The 20,723-nt window shown below is 62.0% G+C and carries 15 protein-coding genes; 4 read left to right on the top strand and 11 right to left on the bottom strand.

The genetic code is table 11. From position 1 onward, the window contains the following. Positions 1-14 precede the first annotated feature (14 nt). Together LDN82_RS20660 and LDN82_RS20655 are read left to right on the top strand one after the other, a co-directional pair. Positions 15-1,739: a urocanate hydratase gene (locus LDN82_RS20660; protein ID WP_224165669.1), complete on the top strand. Its 1,725-nt coding sequence runs from the start codon at positions 15-17 to the stop codon at positions 1,737-1,739. 183 nt (positions 1,740-1,922) lie between these two features. Beyond that, entirely contained in the window at positions 1,923-3,377 is a 1,455-nt protein-coding gene (locus LDN82_RS20655) for an aromatic amino acid ammonia-lyase (protein ID WP_224165668.1), read from the top strand. Positions 3,378-3,485: 108 nt separating this feature from the next. On the opposite strand, the gene LDN82_RS20650 is transcribed toward LDN82_RS20655, so the two are convergent. Both LDN82_RS20650 and rraA read right to left on the bottom strand, forming a co-directional pair. Beyond that, a complete protein-coding gene (locus tag LDN82_RS20650) occupies positions 3,486-5,138 on the bottom strand; it encodes an MDR family MFS transporter (RefSeq protein ID WP_224165667.1) in 1,653 nt (550 codons plus the stop codon). Positions 5,139-5,271: 133 nt separating this feature from the next. Next, positions 5,272-5,745, bottom strand: coding sequence for a ribonuclease E activity regulator RraA (gene rraA, locus LDN82_RS20645; RefSeq protein ID WP_224165666.1), 474 nt, complete (start codon positions 5,743-5,745; stop codon positions 5,272-5,274). A 158-nt stretch (positions 5,746-5,903) separates the two neighbouring features. Here rraA and LDN82_RS20640 point away from each other — a divergent pair, with 158 nt between their 5' ends. Then, positions 5,904-7,208, top strand: a complete 1,305-nt coding sequence (locus LDN82_RS20640; protein WP_224093392.1) for an MFS transporter — start codon at positions 5,904-5,906, stop codon at positions 7,206-7,208. Between the two features lie 10 nt (positions 7,209-7,218). Here the strand turns inward: LDN82_RS20640 and LDN82_RS20635 are convergent, their stop codons facing one another. The 9 genes from LDN82_RS20635 to LDN82_RS20595 all read right to left on the bottom strand — a co-directional run bounded on the left by LDN82_RS20635 (position 7,219) and on the right by LDN82_RS20595 (position 19,740). Further along, positions 7,219-8,445: an FG-GAP-like repeat-containing protein gene (locus LDN82_RS20635; RefSeq protein WP_224165665.1), complete on the bottom strand. Its 1,227-nt coding sequence runs from the start codon at positions 8,443-8,445 to the stop codon at positions 7,219-7,221. A gap of 85 nt (positions 8,446-8,530) precedes the next feature. Beyond that, the gene (locus tag LDN82_RS20630; protein WP_224165664.1) at positions 8,531-9,634 is read right to left on the bottom strand and encodes an FG-GAP-like repeat-containing protein; all 1,104 of its coding nucleotides are present in this window, start codon (positions 9,632-9,634) and stop codon (positions 8,531-8,533) included. A 214-nt stretch (positions 9,635-9,848) separates the two neighbouring features. Next, on the bottom strand, positions 9,849-11,132 hold the full coding sequence (locus LDN82_RS20625; RefSeq protein ID WP_224165663.1) for a VCBS repeat-containing protein: 1,284 nt from the start codon (positions 11,130-11,132) through the stop codon (positions 9,849-9,851). Between the two features lie 142 nt (positions 11,133-11,274). After that, positions 11,275-12,117 carry a VCBS repeat-containing protein gene (locus LDN82_RS20620; RefSeq protein ID WP_224165662.1) on the bottom strand — a complete coding sequence of 281 codons (843 nt, stop codon included), beginning with the start codon at positions 12,115-12,117 and terminating at the stop codon, positions 11,275-11,277. After that, positions 12,102-13,115, bottom strand: coding sequence for a hypothetical protein (locus LDN82_RS20615; protein ID WP_224165661.1), 1,014 nt, complete (start codon positions 13,113-13,115; stop codon positions 12,102-12,104). The genes LDN82_RS20620 and LDN82_RS20615 overlap by 16 nt, the downstream gene beginning before the upstream one ends. Before the next feature lie 43 nt (positions 13,116-13,158). Next, on the bottom strand, positions 13,159-15,261 hold the full coding sequence (locus tag LDN82_RS20610; protein ID WP_224165660.1) for an FG-GAP-like repeat-containing protein: 2,103 nt from the start codon (positions 15,259-15,261) through the stop codon (positions 13,159-13,161). Between the two features lie 276 nt (positions 15,262-15,537). Further along, entirely contained in the window at positions 15,538-17,400 is a 1,863-nt protein-coding gene (locus tag LDN82_RS20605; RefSeq protein WP_224165659.1) for an FG-GAP-like repeat-containing protein, read from the bottom strand. Positions 17,401-17,416: 16 nt separating this feature from the next. Further along, positions 17,417-18,565: a VCBS repeat-containing protein gene (locus LDN82_RS20600; RefSeq protein ID WP_224165658.1), complete on the bottom strand. Its 1,149-nt coding sequence runs from the start codon at positions 18,563-18,565 to the stop codon at positions 17,417-17,419. A gap of 50 nt (positions 18,566-18,615) precedes the next feature. Then, the gene (locus tag LDN82_RS20595) at positions 18,616-19,740 is read right to left on the bottom strand and encodes a VCBS repeat-containing protein (RefSeq protein WP_224165657.1); all 1,125 of its coding nucleotides are present in this window, start codon (positions 19,738-19,740) and stop codon (positions 18,616-18,618) included. Positions 19,741-20,018: 278 nt separating this feature from the next. Here LDN82_RS20595 and LDN82_RS20590 point away from each other — a divergent pair, with 278 nt between their 5' ends. Beyond that, a complete protein-coding gene (locus LDN82_RS20590; RefSeq protein ID WP_224165656.1) occupies positions 20,019-20,627 on the top strand; it encodes a TetR/AcrR family transcriptional regulator in 609 nt (202 codons plus the stop codon). Positions 20,628-20,723 lie beyond the last annotated feature (96 nt).

Below are 20,723 nucleotides of genomic sequence, written 5' to 3'. Positions count from 1 at the left end.
TATAGGAGTAAAGAATGACTGCCGATTTCACTACTGGTGCCCGTCCGGTTAAGGCCGCGCGGGGTACTGAGCTTACTGCCAAGTCGTGGCAGACCGAGGCGCCGTTGCGCATGTTGATGAACAACCTGGATCCGGAGGTTGCTGAGCGTCCGGATGATTTGGTGGTGTACGGGGGTACGGGTCGTGCGGTGCGTTCCTGGGCTGCGTTTGATGCGATTACCCGGACCTTGGAAACGATGGAGAAGGACGAAACGCTCCTGGTCCAGTCGGGCAAGCCGGTGGGTGTGTTCCGCACGCATGAGTGGGCTCCGCGGGTGTTGCTGGCGAACTCGAACCTGGTGGGGGACTGGGCGACGTGGCCGGAGTTCCGCCGCCTGGAGGCCGAGGGTTTGATGATGTACGGGCAGATGACGGCCGGGTCCTGGATTTACATCGGCACGCAGGGCATCCTGCAGGGCACCTATGAGACGTTCGCCGCGGTAGGGAACAAGCTCGCCGCGGAGGGCCGCCACCCGGCCCCCGCCGCCGAGGGCTCATCCGAGGGCCCCCTGGCCGGCACCCTGACCCTGACTGGTGGGTGTGGTGGCATGGGTGGTGCGCAGCCGCTGGCGGTGACGTTGAATGATGGTGCGTGCCTGATCGTGGATGTGGACGAGACCCGTTTGCGTCGCCGGGCGGGCAAGCGGTACCTGGACGAGGTCGAAACGGATCTGGACGCGGCGATCGCGAAGGTCCAGGCCGCGAAGGCCGAGCGCCGTGGCTGGTCGGTGGGGTATGTGGGCAACGCCGCTGAGGTGTTCCCGGAACTGCTCCGCCGCCACAAGGCCGGGGACGTGACCTTCGATGTGGTCACCGACCAGACATCCGCCCATGACCCGTTGTCGTACCTGCCGGAGGGCATCACCGTGGCGGAGTGGCACACCGAGGCTGAGGCTGATCCGGAAGGGTTCACGAAGAAGGCCCAGGCCTCGATGGCCCGGCACGTGCAGGCGATGGTGGAGTTCCAGGACGCCGGGGCTGAGGTGTTTGATTACGGCAACTCGATCCGTGATGAGGCACGCAAGGGCGGCTACGAGCGGGCGTTCGAGTTCCCCGGTTTCGTCCCTGCCTACATCCGTCCGCTGTTCTGCGAGGGCCTGGGCCCGTTCCGCTGGGTCGCGCTGTCCGGGGACCCGGAAGACATTAGGGTCACGGACGAGGCGATCAAGGAGTTGTTCCCGGAGAACAAGCACCTGCACAAGTGGATCGACGCGGCCCAGGAACGGGTGGAGTTCGAGGGCTTGCCGGCGCGTATTTGCTGGCTCGGGTACGGCGAACGGGCCAAGGCCGGCCTGCTCTTCAACCAGCTCGTCGCCGAGGGCAAGGTCAAGGCCCCGATCGTGATCGGCCGTGACCACCTGGACTCCGGCTCGGTGGCGTCCCCGTACCGGGAGACCGAGTCCATGGCCGACGGCTCCGACGCGATCGCTGACTGGCCGTTGCTGAACGCCCTGATCAATACCTCCTCGGGTGCTACCTGGGTCTCGATCCACCACGGCGGCGGGGTCGGTATCGGCCGGTCCCTGCACGCCGGGCAGGTCTCCGTCGCTGACGGCACCGACCTGGCCGCGGAGAAGCTCGAACGGCTCCTGACCAACGACCCCGGCATGGGCGTCATCCGCCACGTCGACGCCGGCTACGACCGCGCCGTCGAAGTCGCCAACGAACGCGGCGTCCGCATCCCCATGAACGAAAAGTAGGCAACAAAGTGACTCTGACTACCCACGAACCCCTGACCGTTACCCTCGGTTCCAGTGGCGTGGCCCCAGAAAACAAGTAAGCCCACCCTCCCCAACTAGGTAGCAGCAGATGTCGTTTTGAGGGCTGAAAACGGCATCAGCTGCTACCTGGTTGGTGGACCGAATTCACGAAGGGATCATTCCATGGTCGAGATCGACGGACGACGCCTTGGGCTTGCCGAGATCGTGGCAATTGCCGCTGGCGGCGAGAAGGTGGTTCTTGCGCAGTCGGCGATCGAACACATGGCCGCCTCGCAGCGCTCAGCCCGCGCAACGGCACAGAGACGTCCGGTTTATGGGCGCTCCACTGGTGTGGGGGCTAACCGTTCCGTAACCCTGGATACATCGGATGCGTCCGCAGACCAGCACGGAGTCAACTTGCTTCGGAGCCATGCGGTGGATGCCGGACGAGCCCTTGACCGCGAAACGGTGAGGGCCATGCTGGTGGTCAGAGCGTCCCAGCTGGCGGCTGGGGCATCCGGAATCAACCCGGACCTGGTCGAGGCCGTCGTGCAGATGCTGAACGCGGATACCCTGCCCGAAGTGCGGGAATTTGGCGGTATTGGCACAGCAGACCTGCCGGCCCTGGCAGGAACCGCGTTAACACTCTTGGGTGAGCGTCCCACGATGGATGGCACGCCGGTGCCGAAGGCTTTGGATTCCTGGCCCACTGAAGACGCGCTTCCCTTCATCAGTTCCAGTGCCCTCACCATCGGGCAGGCGATCCTGGCTCACCAGAAGCTGGTCACGATGATGGAGAACCTGACCACCATCAGTGCTCTGTCGTTCACGGCCATGTCCGGCAATCCGGAAGCGTTCGGCACCGAAGTCGCAAAGGCCACTGAATCGGACGCCATGGCTGATGTCGCTGCGACCCTGCAGGAATTGGTGGCTGGATCCGGCAAGCCTGCAAGGATTCAGGATCCGTACTGCTTGCGCATGTTGCCGCACTCTCTGGGGGCGGTCATGGAAGAACTCGAATCGATGAGGATCGCTCTGGAGCGCTTGTCCGTGGCGGGCCACGAGAACCCCATGGTCTTTGGCTCAGTGGAAGATGGCACGAACGGCGTGGCACATCACGGCCTGTTCCATATGTCCACACTGGCGCGGCGCATCGATGCCCTGCAGGTGGCCCTTGGGGCCGCGTGCACTACGACGTTGGGCAGGATCACCCGTCTCTGCGATCCCACTTTCACCGGCCTCCACCCATTCCTGGCAGGCAACGATGCAGGCCAGTCCGGAGTCATGATGCTGGAGTACGTCGCCGCTGCAGCGGTAGGCCGTATTCGCGCCAACGCCCAGCCCGTAAGCCTGCAAACCGTCAACTTGTCCTTGGGTGCTGAGGAAGACGCGAGCTTCGCAACTCTTGGTGCGGCGCAGTTGGAGTCCACTGCGCACGCATTGGCGACCGTCGCCGGCGTCGAGCTTCTTTGTGCGTCACGTGCGCTCCGCGCGCAAGGCAGGCGTCCGGGCGAATTCAGCAGCCCCAGGCTGCGAGCCATGATGGAGGCAGGCTTCACCTTGCCATCCGACGTTCAGGACCGCGACTTGCGGGATGACCTTGAGCAGGCGCAACGCCTTGTCCAGGACTCGTACTGATCTCAAGCCCTGAAATGCACTGACACCGAACGACAATGGCTTCACGACAAGAACGGCAGGCAATCCTCGGACTGCCTGCCGTTCTTGTCGTGGAAGAGCACGTACCGCTTAGTGCGCCGGGACGGATTCCTTGGCTGCTGCTTTCGGGTCCATGAGCTTCTTGTTGGGCAACGCGAAGCTGATGAGGAACGCGATCAGCATCAGGCCAGCTGCTGTGAGCATCACAGTGTCAATTGCCTGTGCGAAGCCCTCGGTGATGGGCCGGGTGAGGGTGCTGTTGGCCGCATGCAGCCAACTGGTGTCGTTCAGGGAATCGTTGGTGGCGCCATTCTTGAAGAAATCGAAGAGTTTGGCATTCGCGGGATCTGCGGCCACGGCCGGATCCTTCATGACCGCTTGGTAGTCCGGGCTGGAAGCAGCGGTTTTCATGCCATCGGCGATCTTGTCCGCTGCCAGGCTGAACAGCATGGAGATGAACACGGCCGTGCCCACGGCGCCACCCATGGAACGGAAGAACGCCGCAGTAGAGGTTCCGACGCCCATGTCCTTGGGCGGCACCGATACCTGCATGGCAAGTGTCAGCGGCTGCATGCAGAAGCCCAAGCCGACGCCGAAGAACACGGCGATGAGTCCGGGAACCCAAAGGCCAGTGTCCACGCCGAGCACCAGGCCCATCACAGCCGCGGCGCCTGTCAGGATTGCCGTACCGAGGATGGGGAAGATTCTGTAAACGCCCGACGACGAGATGGTGCGGCCGGCGCTGATGGAACCGAACAGGATGCCCACGGTGAACGTGATCATCATGAGGCCCGCTTCGGTGGGGGTAAGTCCCTTCACCAGCTGCAGGTACATGGGCAGCATGGCGATGGCACCGAACATGCCGATGCCGATGATGAAGTTCAGCAGGGATGACAAACCGAAGGTTGCGTTCTTAAAGAGACGCAAGGGGATCAAAGCGTAGTCCCCGGCCCGCATCTCTGCGAACAGGAACGCCACGATGCCGACGACGCCAAGGCCATAACACAGCCAGGATGCGCCCGATGCCCAACCCCAGGACCGGCCCTGCTCGGCTACAAGAAGGAGCGGAACGATTGCCAGGGTGATGGCTGCCGCGCCCCAATAGTCGATCTTCTGCTTCACGTGCCGTGCAGGCAGGTGAAGGAACATGAACACCACAGTGAGTGCCGCAAGGCCAATGGGAAGGTTGATGAAGAATACCCAGCGCCAGCCGTCGAAGCCCAGGATGGTCGATGTTCCCGCGAAAGCGCCGCCGATGACAGGACCGAGGACGGAGGAGATACCGAATACTGACATGAAGTAGCCCTGGTATTTGGCCCGGTCCTTCAGAGCAACGATGTCGCCGATGATTGTCAGTGCCAGCGCCAAAAGGCCACCTGCGCCCAGGCCCTGCACGCCACGGGCGATGGCAAGCTCCGTCATGGAATGGACGGACCCGGCATAGAGGGATCCGGCCAGGAAGATCAGGATGGCTGCCAGGTACAGCGGACGGCGCCCGAAGATGTCACTGAGCTTGCCGTAGAGCGGCGTACTCACAGTAGAAGTGATGAGGTAGGCGGTAGTTGCCCATGCCTGGAGTGACAAGCCGTCGAGGTCATTGGCGATGGTGTAGATGGACGTGGACACAATGGTCTGGTCCAGTGAGGACAGGAACATGCCGAGCATGAGTCCCACCATGACGGTGAGCGTCTGACGATGCGTCAGGACCTCGCCGGCGGCCCGGACGGGCGCAGATTTGGACATATCTTCTCCAGAGGTGGCAGAAAAGTGGATTTTAAGCAGGATAGTTGCTTTCAGTAACTATCCTAATGCCTGTTTGATTCCCGGAAGAAGAATGTTTCTTGAACAACCTTCGTAAGTCGGCCAGTCCCAGGGGTCAGCGTTCCACGAGAATGCCATCCGGGTCGCTGTAGATCATTACTCCGGGTTGGATTCTCACGCGGTCAATCACCAGCTGGACGTCAACCTCGCCTACACCCGTCTTTGCGCTCTTCTTCGGGTTGCTAGCCAGCGCCTTGATGCCCAGCGGGAGGCGGGCGAGTGCTTCCCGATCCCTGATGGCTCCGTTAATAATGACGCCGGCCCAACCATTGGCCACCGCGCTTTCAGCGATCATGTCCCCCATGAGGGCAGTCCTCAATGATCCCTGACCGTCAACCACCAGAACGGCTCCTTCGCCGGGCGTCCCGAGGACTGTCTTCACCAAGGCGTTGTCCTCGAAGCACCTGATGGTTCGTACCTGTCCGCTGAAGTGCGTGTGACCGCCGAGGTTCTGGAACTGGACAGCAACCGATTCCAATTCCTCGCCCCGATCGTCATAGAGATCAGCTGTATTAATCTGCTCGTTCATGTCCTTCTCCTCACTACGTTTGAGGCCACACTAACGCGTGCGCCAGGTAAGCGGCACGGACCGTCGAGGGCTATGTGGATAACTGACATGAACTTAGGTTCCATGCCCTCCACCCGCGCTAATCTGAATCCAGACGTTGAAACTAGGGGGAACCTGCCATGAGCCTGTCCGACCTGCCCGGTCCTGTGCCGGATCCTGCCATAGTCCGGGGCGGCACGGCCACTGCCCTCGCCGAACCAGTGGACCGGGTCCGCGCACTGTGGATTACTGGCGTCGTGCTCATCAACGTGGGCATCAATGCGGCGTTCTTCGGCCCCATCCAGGTGCTGTTGGGCCAGCAGGCGGCTCACTTCGATGAGGAACAAAAGGAAGCGATCCTGGCTCTGGTAACGGGCTGCGGCGCCGCCGTCTCGTTGGTTGCCAACCCCTTGTTCGGGGCGTTTAGCGACCGGACCGTCTCCCGCTTCGGACGTCGCGTTCCGTGGGTCCTCGTAGGAGCAATCCTGGGCGCTGTAGCACTCGTAGGACTGGCGGGAGCGCCGAACGTCGCGGTCATGACGGTGCTGTGGTGCTTGGTGCAGGCCGGATGCAACGGCGCTTACGCTGCCATTACAGCTGCGATTCCAGACCGCGTTCCGGTGCCGCAACGTGGCACTGTCGGTGGTTTGGCAGCGATGGGACAGACAGTTGGCATCCTGGCCGGCGCGGTGATTGCCGCCGTCGTAGCGGGAAACTTTGCTGCCGGGTACCTGGTGTGTGCAGCGGCGCTGCTTGCCGGCGTCGTGCTTTATCTTTTCAAGAATGACGACCAGCCGCTTCCAGCCCAGGCCCGCCCACCGTTCAGTCTTGCGCGGTTTTTCCAGGGCTTTTGGGTTTCGCCAGCACGCTATCCTGATTTCGCCTGGGCTTGGCTGACGCGACTGTTGGTAAACATTGGCAACCACATGGTCACCCTCTATCTCCTGTTCTTCCTCAGCGATGCCGTGCATGTGAAAGAAACCGAGGGCATCGAACCCGCGATCGGAGTGCTTATCCTGACAGGCCTGTATGCGGTCATGGTGATTATCACCAGCGTGATCGGCGGAGCTTTGAGCGACCGGATGGGCAAACGGAAGCCTTTGGTGATCGCGTCGTCCGTGATCATCGCCGTAGCGTCCTTGATTCTCGGGTTTGCGCCGACGTGGGCCGGTGCCATCACGGGGGCACTGGTCCTGGGCCTCGGCTTTGGAGCCTATCTTGCCGTGGACTTCGCACTGATCACCCAGGTCCTGCCGACGGCACTGGACCGTGGCAGGGACCTGGGCGTGATCAACGTGGCAAACTCGCTCCCGCAAGTCATCGCCCCGCTTATCGCTTTCCCGTTCGTCACGTATTTGGGCGGCTACGTCTCGCTGTATGTGGCCGCCGCGGTCATCGGGCTGCTGGGTGCGGTGTTCGTGGTCAAGATCAAGAGCGTGGCGTAAGCCTAGAGGCCTAGAAGACGGCCGTGAAGCCGCCCCAGCCCCAGCCGACTGCTGATTGGCCGAGCCAGTAGCTACCGGGCAGTCCCTGGGCCAGGTAATCCGCGCCGTTGCCGTAGTACATGGTGAGCTGGCCGCTGCGGTCGATGCCAAACACGTCAATCTTGTCGTCACCGTTGAAGTCCCCTGCAGAGCCGATCGTGGCGAGGGCCTCCCAGCCGTAACCGACCGTCGATCCCGTGTAGCGCTCGAAGGACCCATTGCGGCTGCTTGAAAAGACCATCAGGTTTCCGTATTGGCCCCTCGCTGCAACCTGCAAATCGCTTCTGCCTTCGAAGTGGCCAACGCTCATCAGGGAGTCATATCGGCCCCACCCCCAACCGATGGTGTACGAAGGCAGCCAACCGCCGTGCCCGTTGCCGGGGTAGAGGACCAGGTTGGTCGATGCGTCCCTTGCAATGAGATCGTTCGTGCCGTCACCGTTGAAATCGCCAGCACCAAAAATGGCTGTGAATCCGTTCCAGCCCTGACCGACCTGGATTGCCTTCTTCCAACCGCCGGACCCGTTTCCCTGGTACAAGTACAACCGACCCTGGGCATCGCGTCCCATAACGTCAACGGTGCCGTCGCCGTCGAAATCACCCGGTGAGAATAAAAGGTTGAAGGCATTCCATCCGGTTCCGATGACTTGGGTGGGTTGCCAATGTCCCCGCCCGTCTGTCGGGTACAGCAAGAGACGGCCAGCCGCGTCGCGGGCGAAGATATCCATGGTGTTGTCCCCATTGAATCCGCGAGCCCGGGGCTTGGCGGCGATCCGCAGCGATTCACGGGCTTGCAGGGTCAAGGTTGACTCGGCATCGTAGGTGACAGTTGCAAAGGCAGTCACCACCCGGCCGTAGTCAGCCATTGTTGCCCGGTACGTTTGGCCCGTGGCACCAGGAATGACCTGGCCATCGCGTGTCCAATAGAACGAAAGCGAAGGGGTTCCGCCGTCGGGCACCACCGTTGGCGTGGTCCAGCTCAGATCAGCCTTCAGCAGGCCGCCCACTGCAGGTTCACCAGTGAGTTCGGGTGGTGCCATGTACACCTGGCGCATCGGCACTGCCAAGGATGGAACGGCAGCCTGGGCGGGCAGGCCCGGAGCGATGAGAGCACCGGCCAGAGCCGAAACAGCGAGAAGGAATGACAGCCGACGCAGTCGGGTTGGCACGCTTGGGCGCGCGGGTTGTTGAGAGTTCAAGATTTCCTCATGAAGAAAGTTGGCCGAGGCGGCCTTGCGAACGTGATGCTGAAGAGAGCCTGACCCGGCGGACCAGGACCCGGATCTAGAAAACGGCGGTGAACCCTCCCCAGCCCCAGCCGACAGTGGATTGCCCCAACCAGCGGATCCCAGGCTGTCCACTCGTCAAATAGTCGGAGCCTTTGCCGTAGTACATGGTGAGTTGTCCCGCGGAGTCAATGCTGTAGACATCGATCTTGTTGTCACCGTTGAAGTCACCGGCCGAGCCCACAGTGGTGAATCCCGTGAAGCCCCAGCCGATGCCATCCGTGTGGCCATCGAACCATCCGTTGCGGGTGGACTCATGAAGGACCAGGGTCCCGAAGATATCGCGGGACACGATTCCGAGCTTGTTCTGGCCACCGAAGTGTCCCACGGTGAAGACTGGGTTCTGGTTGATCCAATAAGTATCAACGCCGTAGGGCTGCAGCCATCCGCCGCGTCCGTTCCCAGGGTAGAGAATAGCTTGGTGCCACTGGTCCACGGCAAGGAGATCGTTGGTGCCGTCGCCATTGAAGTCACCTGCAGCAGAGATTGTCTTGAACGCCTGCCAACCTTGACCAATCTGCAAGGCCTTCTTCCAGCCCCCCGTGCCGTTGCCCTGGTAAAGGAAGAGTCGGCCCTGACCGTCGCGGCCAATGACGTCCACTGTGCCGTCTCCGTCGAAGTCGCCCGGCGATACCAGCAGGTTGAAGATGTTCCAACCCGTTCCGAGCACTTGGGCCGACTGCCAATTGCCGCGGCCGTCGGTGGGGTACAGCAACAGTCGTCCGGCGGCATCCCTGGCGAAGATGTCCAGCGTGTCGTCACCGTTAAACCCCCGGGCCCGGGGTTTGGCGGCTATCCGCAACGGATAGTCTGCCTGCAGGGTCAATTTCGATTCGGCATCATAGGAAACCGTGACGAACGCCGCTACAACGCGGCCTTGGTCAGCTCGGGTTGCACGGTAGGTCGAGCCGGTTGCCCCTGCTATGGTTTGACCGTCTCGCGTCCACCTGTAGGTGAAAGCCGGCGTGCCACCCTCGGGTATGACGAATGGCGCATATCCCTCCAGGTCCGCTCTTAGCAGACCTCCAACGCTGGGGTCGCCGTTCAATTGCGGCTGGCCCATGTAAATCTCGCGGGCAACTGCTGCAACTACGGTAGGCACTTGGCTTGACGCGGCTTCCGCAGGGCCGGCCAGTGTGCAGGCTGCAGCCGCACAGGCAACGGCGGAGGCGGTCAGCAAAGTCAAGAATCGACGACGGCGGCTTGGTGCGCTTGGATACGAAGCAAGAGCTGATTCCATGGTTCCCCTACAAGAATGGCAATTCTGAAGGACCCCGCCCGATGCCTTGGGACGGGGTCCTGTTGATGGTGACTACTTAGAAAACAGCGTTGAAGCCGCCCCAGCCCCAGCCAACCACAGCGGAGCCCTTCCACCCGCCTGAGCCGCTGCCGTAGTACATGCGCATCTGACCCGAGGTGTCGATGCCCCAGACGTCGTTGGCGCCATCGCCGTCGAAGTCGCCGGCACCGCCGAGCTTGGTGATGGCGTTCCAGCCCTGGCCGATCACGCGGCTGCTAGTCCAGCCGCCGTGGCCATTGCCACCGTAGAAGATTAGGTTTCCGGCGCCGTCGCGGGCCAGGACGTCAGGCTTGCGGTCGCCATCGAAATCACCAGGGGAGAACACCGAAGTCATGCCGCCCCATCCCCAGCCGACTGTCGAGGCAGCCAGGAAGCCGCCGTGGCCGTTGCCCGGGTACAGCACGAGCTCACCGGAAGACTTGCGGGCAAGGAGGTCGTTGTTGCCGTCTCCACTAAAGTCGCCTGCCGCGAAGATGGTGCTGAAGATCCCCCAGCCCCAACCGATCTGCTGTCGCGGGTACCAACCACCATGCCAGCCAGCTGGGTAGAGGAAGAGCGAACCGGAAATGTCGCGGGCAATGACGTCATTCTCGCCGTCGTTGTTGAAGTCGCCGGCAGCGAACATCGTGTTGAAGATGTTCCACCCCGAGCCGACTTCATATGCCTGCTGCCAGGTGCCGTTTCCGCCGGTCGGGAACAGGCCGAGTCGCCCCCAGGAGTCCCGGACGAACAGGCTCATCGTGTACGAATCCCAATATTCGGCACGGTAGAAGCCGGACGTGTGGGGACGATCGATGTCTACGGGAGTCACATAGTTGAAGTCCAAGGCGTCCAAGGCCACAGCCGCGGTTCCGGAGGTGGGGAGGTTGCCGGGGTTGTGGATCAGGGAACCGTCGCGCCAGTAACCTACTTCCTGGCCGGCTGCGGTTTGAATCTGCATGTACTGGGCAAGGTAGGTTCCCGGCGGGGTCCCCTGTGCAAAGAAGACGTCGAACGAGTATGTCGAATCAGCGGAACTGTACGAGCCCTGCGTCATCGTCGTGTGGAGTTTACCCGTTGCTGTATTCCGGAACAGGACGTAGACGTCGGTAATCGGACCGGATGCCTGGAAGGTAACGCGTGATGTTGCCTGCCCTCCAGCGCCGATCGCGTCTGGCGTCGTGGAGACCGCTACAGGTACCGGTGCGAAGGTGTCATCAGCATGTGCTGCGGGTGCCAACCCCAGCCCGCCGACCAAAATAACGCTGCCCAAAAATGCGGCCAGCCAGCTGCGCACGCGGCGCAGAGGAGTGCTCCCCATGGTTCCCCCAAATTAGGCCGGTCACAGATGGCCGGCGGGTGTAAGTGACTTGAGAGTACATGGCGACACCGACAGTCTGGGAATTTGCTGGCAAATATTCACGCGAAAGACAAGTCAAACTCAAAACGCAACCAAAATCGGCTTAGAAAACCGCCGTCAGGTAACCCCAGCCGGTGCCGATCTCATGCGATTGGCGGTAGTAGTACCCGTCGGGACTCATCTCCTCGCCGCGGAAGGCACCCTGGTCCGTCACGTTAAAGAAGTAGTTGTACTGCTCCCACAAATTGAAACCACCGAGGGGCCCCATATAACGGCTTGACCCGTAATTTCCCAGCAATACCCGTGAGGAAGACCAGCCACCCTTGCCATCGGGATAGTAGGCATGCAGCCTCCCGTCCGTTCCTCTGGCAAGAATGTCGGAGACGCCGTCTCCGCTGAAGTCGCCGGGTGTGAACACTTTGTTGAAGACGTTCCACCCCTGCCCGACCTGCGATGCTGTGAGCCATCCGCCACGACCGTTGCCCGGGTAGAGGAACAGCCGGCCCTGCGCATCGCGGGCAAGGATGTCGCTTGTTCCGTCGCCGTTGAAGTCACTGGCGGGAATGATCTCGCTGAAACCACCCCACCCCGTACCAATGACCGAAGAACCCAGCCAGCCGCCGCGTCCGTTGCCCCGGTAAAGCCATAGCTGTCCGGATGTATCACGGGCCAGAACGTCCATGCCACCATCGCCGTCGAAGTCACCCGGGGATGACAAGGACGTGAAGTTGGCCCAGCCCCAGCCGATGTCTTTGCTCCCGCTCTTGAACTCGCCGCTGGCGCCTCCGGAGAACAGGGTGAGTGTGCCGTTCGGTTTCCTGGTGATAACGTCAGGCCTGCTATCCCCGTCGAAGTCACGCAGGAGCGAGTGCAACTTGACCCTTGGGTCGCTCGAGCTGCGGAAGATACCCACCACACTTCCGGCGTAGCTCACCACCGCTGCCACACCGAGCTCCTTTCCTGCCTCACTTGGCTTGGGGCTGTAGGTGGCGCCGGTTGCTCCGGCAATAGGCTCTGCGACGTCCACCAGCCATTGGTAGCTGACCGTCGGCTTGGCTCCTGCAGGGAGTCCTTTGATGGTTGAGGCGTCGAACGCGGCCTTGACGGGGTCCGTACGGAGACATTGGGTGGCAGGTGCGGATCAGCAGCGTCCACCAGGTAGAAGGGAGCGGTTTCCACTGTTTCCGGCAGGCGGCCCGCCGCCATTGCGGTGAGTTTCAAGGTCAATCCGGACCCCGTACCGGCGAGGTTGTCTGGAACGTGGAACCAGCTGGCGTCCGAAGACTGTCGGATTCCGTCCCGGAACCACTCGTAGGTGTACGCCGTAGGTGGAGCGGACCATGTGCCATATTGGACGGCGAACGACAAGTAGGAGTACCCGGCCTCTTTTCTGATCCCAAGACTGGGCGGATCCAGATTGTTGTTGGGCGTAAGGACCTTGGCGGGGTTGTTTACGGTGAAATCGAGGCTTTCCCACGAAACAGGAAAGTTGTATTGGCTGGGCGTGCCACGGAAGTACGTCAGGGTTTCCGAGCCGTAGTTGATAATCACGCTCTGCAGTTTGTGTGACCCTTGGAAGAACGCGTCCGCAGTGACGGATGCTGATGCAGTTGCGGTCAGCGGGCCGGCGGCGGGCGTCCCCGACCATTCAATGCGGTGTTCCGTTACTAGTGATTCATCCGTGAAAGTGAAGACCACGCGATCCGCCCGCTGGACGAGGGTGAAGCCTATCTGCACTGTGGATCCAGGGGTGGTAGTCGCAGGCGAAACGCGTTTCAGGGACGTCAGCTGGGGCACCGGTTGTTCCGCCGCCACGGCTGGGGCACTTGTCAACACAGTTCCTGGTCCCACCACGACGGCGGACATCGTGAGCCCCATGAAGAGAGCCAGGAACCGATGCACTGAGGTTTTGCGTCGGGGCGAGGCGGCCGTAGTTGTAGTCAATTGATCCCCCGGGGAAGTGAAGTAGATGCCAGCACAAGGTGCGTTAGAAGACGGTATTGAAGGAGTTCCAGCCCCAACCGATAGTGGCTTGGCGTTTCAGGGCGACGTGGCCCAATCCATAGAACATGGTCAATCGCCCGTCAGGGTAGATGCCGTACACTTCCGGGACGCCATCGCTGTCGAAATCTCCGGGTGCACCAATCCGGCTGAAGCCTCCCCAGCCGTAGCCGGCGTAAGAACTGAAGGCGTTGGGAGTCCATGAATTCTCGTGGAAGTAGCCGTTCCCGTCACCATCGTATTTTCGCAGGTTGCCGTCGCTGTCACGGGCGAAGACAATCCTCGACGACGGTGAGACGAACGTATCGAACTGGCTCCATCCACCGCTCAGGACGTGCGGTGTGAGGAAGCCGCCGTGGCCGTTGCCCGGGTAGAAGACCATGGTGTTTGAAGCGTCCCTGGCAATCAGGTCCGCCGTTCCATCGCTGTTGAAGTCTCCCGGGGCCACGATGTCCTTCATGGAACCCCAGCCCTGGCCGATCTGGTAGGCGCGGAGCCACCCGCCCTGGCCGTTGCCTTGGTAAAGGAACAGCCGCCCCACTCCGTCCCGTGCCATGACGTCCACATTCCCGTCGCCGTCGAAGTCGCCGGGTGAAAGGAGGGCGTTGAAGCCGTTCCACCCTTGGCCAATCTTCTGGGCTGCAAGCCAGCCGCCGTTTCCGTTGCTGGGGTAAAGCCAGAGGTTGCCGCCGGCATCACGCGCGAAGATGTCGCCTGTGCCGTCTGCGTTGAAACCCTTGCCACGGGTTTTGTCTGAGAGGGGACCCCTGAGGTCCACTACTTCGGTGACCGCCGAGCCTGCGTCGAAGCGAGCCGTTACTCCCGCCGTGATGACTACACCCTTGTCGGCAAGCGTTGGCCGGTAGTCCCGGGACGTGGCACCTGGAATCGGAGTCCCGTTCCGCTTCCATACATAGGTGTAGCTGGGCTGCCCGCCCACTGGGTCGACGCCGGCAGCATCGTGTTCCAGCCTGAGCTGGCCTCCCACGGACGCGTCACCAGTGATGCGTAGATTTCCAACCCAGACGCGGCGTGGCATTGGCCCGAAAGCCGAAGTGGACACGCTGGTGGGCAGATATCCAGCCGCCCGCGCAGTCATCTTGACCCAGATCATGTTGCCGGGGTCGAAGGACATGTTGGACTGGTATGTGTCATTGACGGCGTAGTCGATGGGTGTGCCGTTCCGGTACCACTGAAAATCTGACAACGAGGCTTCCACCGGCCACGTTCCGGGGTTGATGCCAAGTCTGGTGTTGTAGACCAGGTCGCCGGTGATGCTCGGATTGACAGTGGGAGTAAGTTTCGACAGCACCTTGGCGGGGTTGTTCACCGCAACATCACCGGTAGCAAGTCCTGCCCGCACCGCGGTACCAAGTGGAACAGGTGACGTCCGCTCCAAGGTGCCGTCCCGAAGATAGGTATCCTTGGCGAGACCGTCGAAGTAACTGATGACCACACGCTCCAGCGTGTAGCGTCCGGAGGCCTGCGCGGCTGTGATGGCCCCTGTCGCGGAAACGGTTTGCGGTCCGGGAGCGGGATTCCCGGTCCATCCGAGCTCAAAGGTGGTGACTTCGGACGGGTCTCGGTATATGAGCCGGACTTCCTGGGCCAGTTGGGACAACTTCACTTGAACGGCGGCGTTCTGGCCCGGCGCGAACGTGGTGTTGGCGGGAGTGAAGGCAACCGGAACGGCGGCAGCGTAAGGAAGCGCGGGATTGTTGATTTTGAAGTCGCGTGCGGCTGGATCCCCGAAGGGTGAGGTTCCCGTTCCGGGTGGGTAGACGGAACCTCCGCGATAATAGACCTGCGACGCTCCTGCCGTGGTTATCACTTGGATGTAGCTGACCTCGATGGTGCCGTTGGGCCACGAAGAGCGTGAAGCCGTGCCGGCTACCGTTCCGCTCGTGGCACCGGTCGACGACCACGCCAGGATGTGCGTTCCGGCCGCACTCCGTAAGCCCACTTCAACGCGTTTGGCCGAGACCGAAGTCGTGAAGTTGAAGCTGACCTGGGCCCCGGCGTCGACCGTCGCAGGGGAAGTCCGAACGAAAGTCGAAAGCACCGGGCCGGCCGCCTGGGCAGGCACCATCGGTGCCGCCACGAAAGCCGCCAGAGTCAAGACAAGAGCTACAAGAAGAGTTTGCGCAGCTTTGAATGCGGCATGAAGGCGCAGAGCAGAATGAGACCCCAACTGTCCCCCAAAAAGTCCCAAGTTTCCCCCAAAAAGTACAGGCCAGAGCGGCCTGTCGAGGCCAATTGACTTGACACTACAGCCACTTGCTTTCAGGAACAGCAATTGGGATTGAATTACCGCATTTCACAGAAATGTGTCGTGCATCAAACTCAAAACGCAACCAAAATCGACTTAGAAAACCGCCGTGAACCCGCCCCAGCCCCAGCCAACGACACCGGCGCCTTTCCATCCACCGATGCCGCTGCCGTAGTACATGTTCAGTTGGCCGCCGGCGTCGATGGCCCAAACGTCGTAGAAGCCGTCTCCGTTGAAATCTCCGGCCCCACCAATGCGTGACATGACGTTCCAGCCTGTGCCGATGGACCGGGCAGTGGTCCATCCGCCGTTGCCGTTGCCACCGTAGAGCCGTAGGTTTCCTGCGCTGTCACGGCCCAGGACATCAGGGTTGCCGTCACCGTCGAAGTCGCCGGGCGAGAAGACCTCGCTGAGGGCGTCCCACCCTTGGCCTACGGCGCCAGGGGATTTGAAGCCGCCCGTCCCGTTGCCGGGGTAGAGCACCAGGGCGCCCAAAGGCGTGCGGGCAAGGACATCGTTGTTGCCATCGCCCGAGAAGTCGCCTGCGGCGATGATCGAATCGAAGACGTCCCATCCCCAGCCGATCTGCTTGCGTGGAAGCCAGCCGCCGGTTCCGTTGCCCGGGTACAGGAACAGCGATCCATCGTGGTCCTTTGCGATGACGTCGTTGAAACCGTCTCCGTCAAAGTCGCCCGCGTTGAAGGCGGTATCGAACACGTCCCAACCAAGGCCGATGGTCCGCGGAGCTTGCCAGCGGGCCGCGCCATCGGTGGGGTACAGGAGCAGGTTCGCCGCAGCATCGCGCGCGAACAGGTCAATGGAGGCCCCGGCGTCGAAACCTGTTGTGTGCGGTTTGTTTCGAACTACGGAGCGGCCGAAAACCGTAAACGGACGCGTGGCCGTCACTGGATTGCCCGCTTGGACTACTGCCCGGAAGCCGACGACGGCGCCACGGTCCGCTGCCTGAAGGGTGTAAGTCTTCGACGTGGCACCGCTGATCGCGGTACCGTTGCGCACCCATTCGTACCTGATGATGACGGGGCCGCCGAGTGTCCCGCCGGAGACGCTGCCCTCGTTGAAGACGCCGGTGAGCTTCTCTCCGACGATCAGCTTGCCTTGGAGTGTGGGAGCGGTAGCTGTGATGGGTGACGTGGGCGTCAGTGGGAGCGAGGATGCCGACACAGCCCGGAAGCCTGCCCTTGTGGCCGTGACCCGTACTGACAGGGTCTGGTCAAGGTCTGCTTCTGCGATGCGGTAATTGCTGAGCGTGGCTCCAGGGATCGGCTGGCCGTTGCGCAGCCATTGGTAGGCGAAGCCGGTGGGCGGTTGGGTCCAGGAGCCGTTGTCCGTGGTCAGCACTTGGTCGTAGCGTGCCACGCCTGTGATGGTTGGTGGCTTGATATTTGGATTGTCCACCAGTGGGAAGCCGGGATTGTTGACGGCGAAGTCGACGCCGTCCAAGGCCCCTGGCCGCTGTGTTGGTGCTTCCAGTCCTTGCGAAAGGAAGATGATGTTGCCATCGCGCCCGTAGCGGATTACCCCCTGGCCCAAGGGGAGCATGATGTTGACGCTGAGGAGTTTGTAGCGCCCGGTTCGCTGGAAGGCGCTCCCGTCCACCGGCAGTTTGGCTTGCGCGCTGTAAGGCCCGGACAGCTGGCTGGCAGGTCCGTAGAGGGTGGCCTGCTCCAGGGTGTCCTCATTGACGTACGTGAAACCTACTTCCTTCGCGGGACCGCTCAGTGTGAAGGACAAGGAGACAATGCTCCCGGGACCCGCCGTTGCCGCCGACGTCCGGGTAACCACGGTGGGAAGGGGGACGATTGTTCCCCCAGCTGTAGCGCGGGGCGGCGGGACTGCAATTGCCAGCGCAGAGCAGAGGAGCATGGCTAGAAGGATGTGAAAACCCGACCGCACCGAATGCACAAAAGCCGCTGGGCGCACGGAAGAAAAAGTCGTCATGGTCTCCCCCAACCCCCTAGAACAAGGCGTTAAAACCGCCCCAGCCCCAGCCAATGGTTTGGGCGCCGTTCCAGCCGCCGTCGCCGTCGCCGTAGTAGGCCAGCAGCTGGCCGGATCCGTCCACTGCATAGATGTCCACATTGCCGTTACCGTCGATGTCGCCGGCGGCGCCAATGGCTGCCATGCCGTTCCAACCTTGCCCGATCACGGCCATGCCTGCCCAGCCGCCGCTGCCGTTGCCCTTGTACAGGCGCAGGCTGCCGGCGGAGTCCCTCGCCAGGATGTCCACGTTGTAGTCGCCGTCGAAGTCGCCCGGCGTGATGATCTGGTTGACCACGTTCCAACCACTGCCGGCCAGTGAACGGTTCAGCCAGCCGCCGCTGCCGTTGCCGGGGTAGAGATAAAGCAGTCCGCCGGAATCACGGGCGAGGATGTCGTTGTTGCCGTCGCCGTTGAAGTCGCCGGGGGAGACGATCGACGTAAAGCTGTTCCATCCGCTGCCCACTTGGCGTCCGGCAAGGAAGCCGCCGTCCCCAGTACCTGCGTAGAGGAAGAGCCTTCCGGAGGAGTCCTTCGCAAGGATGTCGTTGGTGCCGTCGCCGTTAAAGTCGCCGGGGGAGAGGACCGTGCTGAACCCGTTCCAGCCGGAACCAACGGTCCGGGGGGCCTCCCAGGCGCCGCCAATCCGGGGATACAGCATGAGGGTGCCATCCGTGCGGCGAGCCAGCATCTCATAGGCGCCCCGACCGGTGAAGCCGTTGGCCCTGTTGGATGCTGAGATGGGCGCTGTTTCCTGGCTGGAGACTTCCTGCGGTTCACACCCGTTTTGGCTGGCTGCGACATGGGCGGCGATGGTCTTGCCGCGGTCTTCTTCGCCGAGCTTGTAGTTCCACCACTCCCAGTGGTCCCCGGCTCGAACACCGTCGCGGGTCCAGTAAATCTGGTAGTCCGGGCCGGCCGCTTTGCCGCAGCCACGGTAAGAGTCAGGATCGATCTCCAGCGTGAGCGTTGAGCCAACAAACGGCGCACCGTGAACCACGGGATCTGCGGGGTCCATGGTTGCCATGGCAGGTGCCGGGGCGAAAGCGACGGCGGCAATAAGCGCAGCCGCAATTCCGGCTACCGCTCGGCGCACGCCTGATACACGGCATGATAGAGCGTTCATTGTGTCCTCCCCAGACTTATGCGGCTAATCTTACCGCGGCTGGGACTCAGCTAGAAGATTGCTGTGAAACCGCCCCATCCGTTGCCCACGGACTGGGATGTGCGCCAGCCGGTCCGGCCATCGCTGTAATAGATCACCAGCCGGCCCTGTTGGTCCACGCCGTAAACGTCCTGGAAGCCATCCTTGTCGAAGTCACCCGCGGCACCCGCAGCTTTGAGGGCATTCCAGCCGACACCGATGAGCCACGACCGCGTCCAACCGCCCGCCCCGTTGCCGCCGTAGAAATACAGGTAGCCGCTGCGGTCACGGGCAAGCACGTCCACCTTGCCGTCGCCGTTGAAATCGCCAGGCGTCAGCAAGGCGTCCATCACCTGCCAGCCCTGCCCGACGGCGGTCCTCGCCAGCCAGCCTCCGGAACCATTGCCCGGGTACAAATACAGGGCGCCGCCGGGTTCCCTGGCCAGAATGTCGTTGTTGCCGTCCCCGTTGAAGTCACCAGGGCTGACGATTGAGTCGAAAATGTTCCAGCCTTTGCCGATGGTCTGGGCGGGCTTCCATCCACCGGTTCCGTCGCCGGCGTAGAGATACAGCGTCCCCGCCGAATCCCCTGCGATCGCGTCACCCTTGCCATCACCGTTGAAGTCGCCGGGGGAAAGGACAAGGTTGAAGACGTTCCACCCCCAGCCCACGGTGCGGGCGGCGTCCCAAGCGGTGCCTGTCCGCCCGTACAACATCAACGAGCCGTCACTTGCGCGTGCCAGGAGTTCGAAGCTGCGGCCCGTGAAACCACTGGCCCGGTTGGGCGCAGCGACGGGTCCGGTCTCGTCGCTGTGAAGGGTTTCACCCCCGCAGGCAGTCTTGCTGGCGGTCAGGTGCACAGCCATGCGTGCGCCCGTGTCATCCTGCTGCAGGAGGTAGCTGCGCCCGGTTTCGCCCGCCACCAGGAAGCCGTCCCTTGTCCAGTAGACAGTGAAGTCGGGGCCCTTGCCGCCGCCGCAACCATAGAAGGTGTACGGGCCTATTTCGGCTGTTAGCGTCTTGCCGACAAACGCTTCACCATTGACTATGGGGTCCGGCCCGTTGCTGGCCGCCGACGCCGGCAGGGGGCCAAGTGCCACGGCCGCCACAGCGGCGGCCAGCAGCGCTGCTGCCATCCGGCGTCGAAAATTCCCCATAGTGGTCTTCCTCCCGTGCGTGGACCCAACTGGGTCGCATTTAAGCGCGTTTTGAGCGTCCAAAACGCGCTCTACTGCTACCTAGTTGGGTTTACCTGAGCTTCCTGCAGTTTAGGGGCGCAGCGGGGGAATCCTGGGAACGGCATGGACGCGTTGCAAGCAGGGCGCTCTCAGGAAACGGTCATTTTGCTCACGTATCATTGGTGCGATCGGCCTGCCGCGGGTCCTGTGACCTGAGCCGGCCGTTTCCTTGCCAGCCTGCCAAGAGATCGCCGGAAATGCCCGAACCGTTTTCCCTGGAACCGTACTCCCTTGACCTGACGACGGGGTTGCCCCGTATGGCTGCCGCACCTACCACCCCGCGGCAGCTTTTGCGCTATGCCCGCATCCTGAAGACAGCCTCCGGCTTTGCGCAACGTCAATTCGACACCTTGAGTTTGTCGGACGTTGCCGCCAAAGCGGACGTTCCGCTGGGCACCCTCTACCGTTACTTTCCCTCTACGGCGCACCTCATGTTGGCCGTCTACCGGCAGCAGTTGCGCGAGCTTCGCGACGGCGTGCGCCAGAGGAAAGGCAAGGGCCATGCACTGTCAGGTTTGATGATGGAGATCTTCCACCTGAGGGTTATGCAGCCCGGCGTGGAGCACTGCCTCATCCGGCCTGCCGGCAAGGACAGCGATACCGCCCAGCTGCTGCGGGAGATTGACCTCTTGTCCGAAGAAGTTGTGGGTTCGTTGAGCAAAGAGCCCGGAAATGACGCACCGAAGGCCAGGATTCTGTTGCATCTGGTCAGTGGTCTGGTCCAGGCCGTCCGGTGTCGTCGCTTGTCGCTCTTTGAAGCCGAAAAGGACCTCAAGAAGGCATGCAGCCTCATGACGGGGGAATGACATATAGCTCTTCCGGTCTAGACCACCGGCCCCTGAGAATGCGTTTTTTCGCGTGAGCTGAGTCACTTTTAGACCTGCATAAACGTTTTACTCTCG

The sequence above is a fragment of the Arthrobacter sp. StoSoilA2 genome, assembly GCF_019977195.1.
Taxonomy (GTDB): Bacteria; Actinomycetota; Actinomycetes; order Actinomycetales; family Micrococcaceae; genus Arthrobacter.
The sequence above is the reverse complement of the archived record's forward strand: the minus strand, read 5'-3'. Positions and strand labels throughout refer to the sequence as shown.

Coding starts and splice junctions, on each gene's coding strand:
- LDN82_RS20660 (WP_224165669.1), top strand. CDS start 15: ATGACTGCCGATTTCACTACTGGTGCCCGTCCGGTTAAGGCCGCGCGG.
- LDN82_RS20655 (WP_224165668.1), top strand. CDS start 1,923: ATGGTCGAGATCGACGGACGACGCCTTGGGCTTGCCGAGATCGTGGCA.
- LDN82_RS20650 (WP_224165667.1), bottom strand. CDS start 5,138: ATGTCCAAATCTGCGCCCGTCCGGGCCGCCGGCGAGGTCCTGACGCAT.
- rraA (WP_224165666.1), bottom strand. CDS start 5,745: ATGAACGAGCAGATTAATACAGCTGATCTCTATGACGATCGGGGCGAG.
- LDN82_RS20640 (WP_224093392.1), top strand. CDS start 5,904: ATGAGCCTGTCCGACCTGCCCGGTCCTGTGCCGGATCCTGCCATAGTC.
- LDN82_RS20625 (WP_224165663.1), bottom strand. CDS start 11,132: ATGGGGAGCACTCCTCTGCGCCGCGTGCGCAGCTGGCTGGCCGCATTT.
- LDN82_RS20610 (WP_224165660.1), bottom strand. CDS start 15,261: ATGGTGCCTGCCCAGGCGGCCGGCCCGGTGCTTTCGACTTTCGTTCGG.
- LDN82_RS20605 (WP_224165659.1), bottom strand. CDS start 17,400: ATGACGACTTTTTCTTCCGTGCGCCCAGCGGCTTTTGTGCATTCGGTG.
- LDN82_RS20600 (WP_224165658.1), bottom strand. CDS start 18,565: ATGAACGCTCTATCATGCCGTGTATCAGGCGTGCGCCGAGCGGTAGCC.
- LDN82_RS20595 (WP_224165657.1), bottom strand. CDS start 19,740: ATGGGGAATTTTCGACGCCGGATGGCAGCAGCGCTGCTGGCCGCCGCT.
- LDN82_RS20590 (WP_224165656.1), top strand. CDS start 20,019: ATGCCCGAACCGTTTTCCCTGGAACCGTACTCCCTTGACCTGACGACG.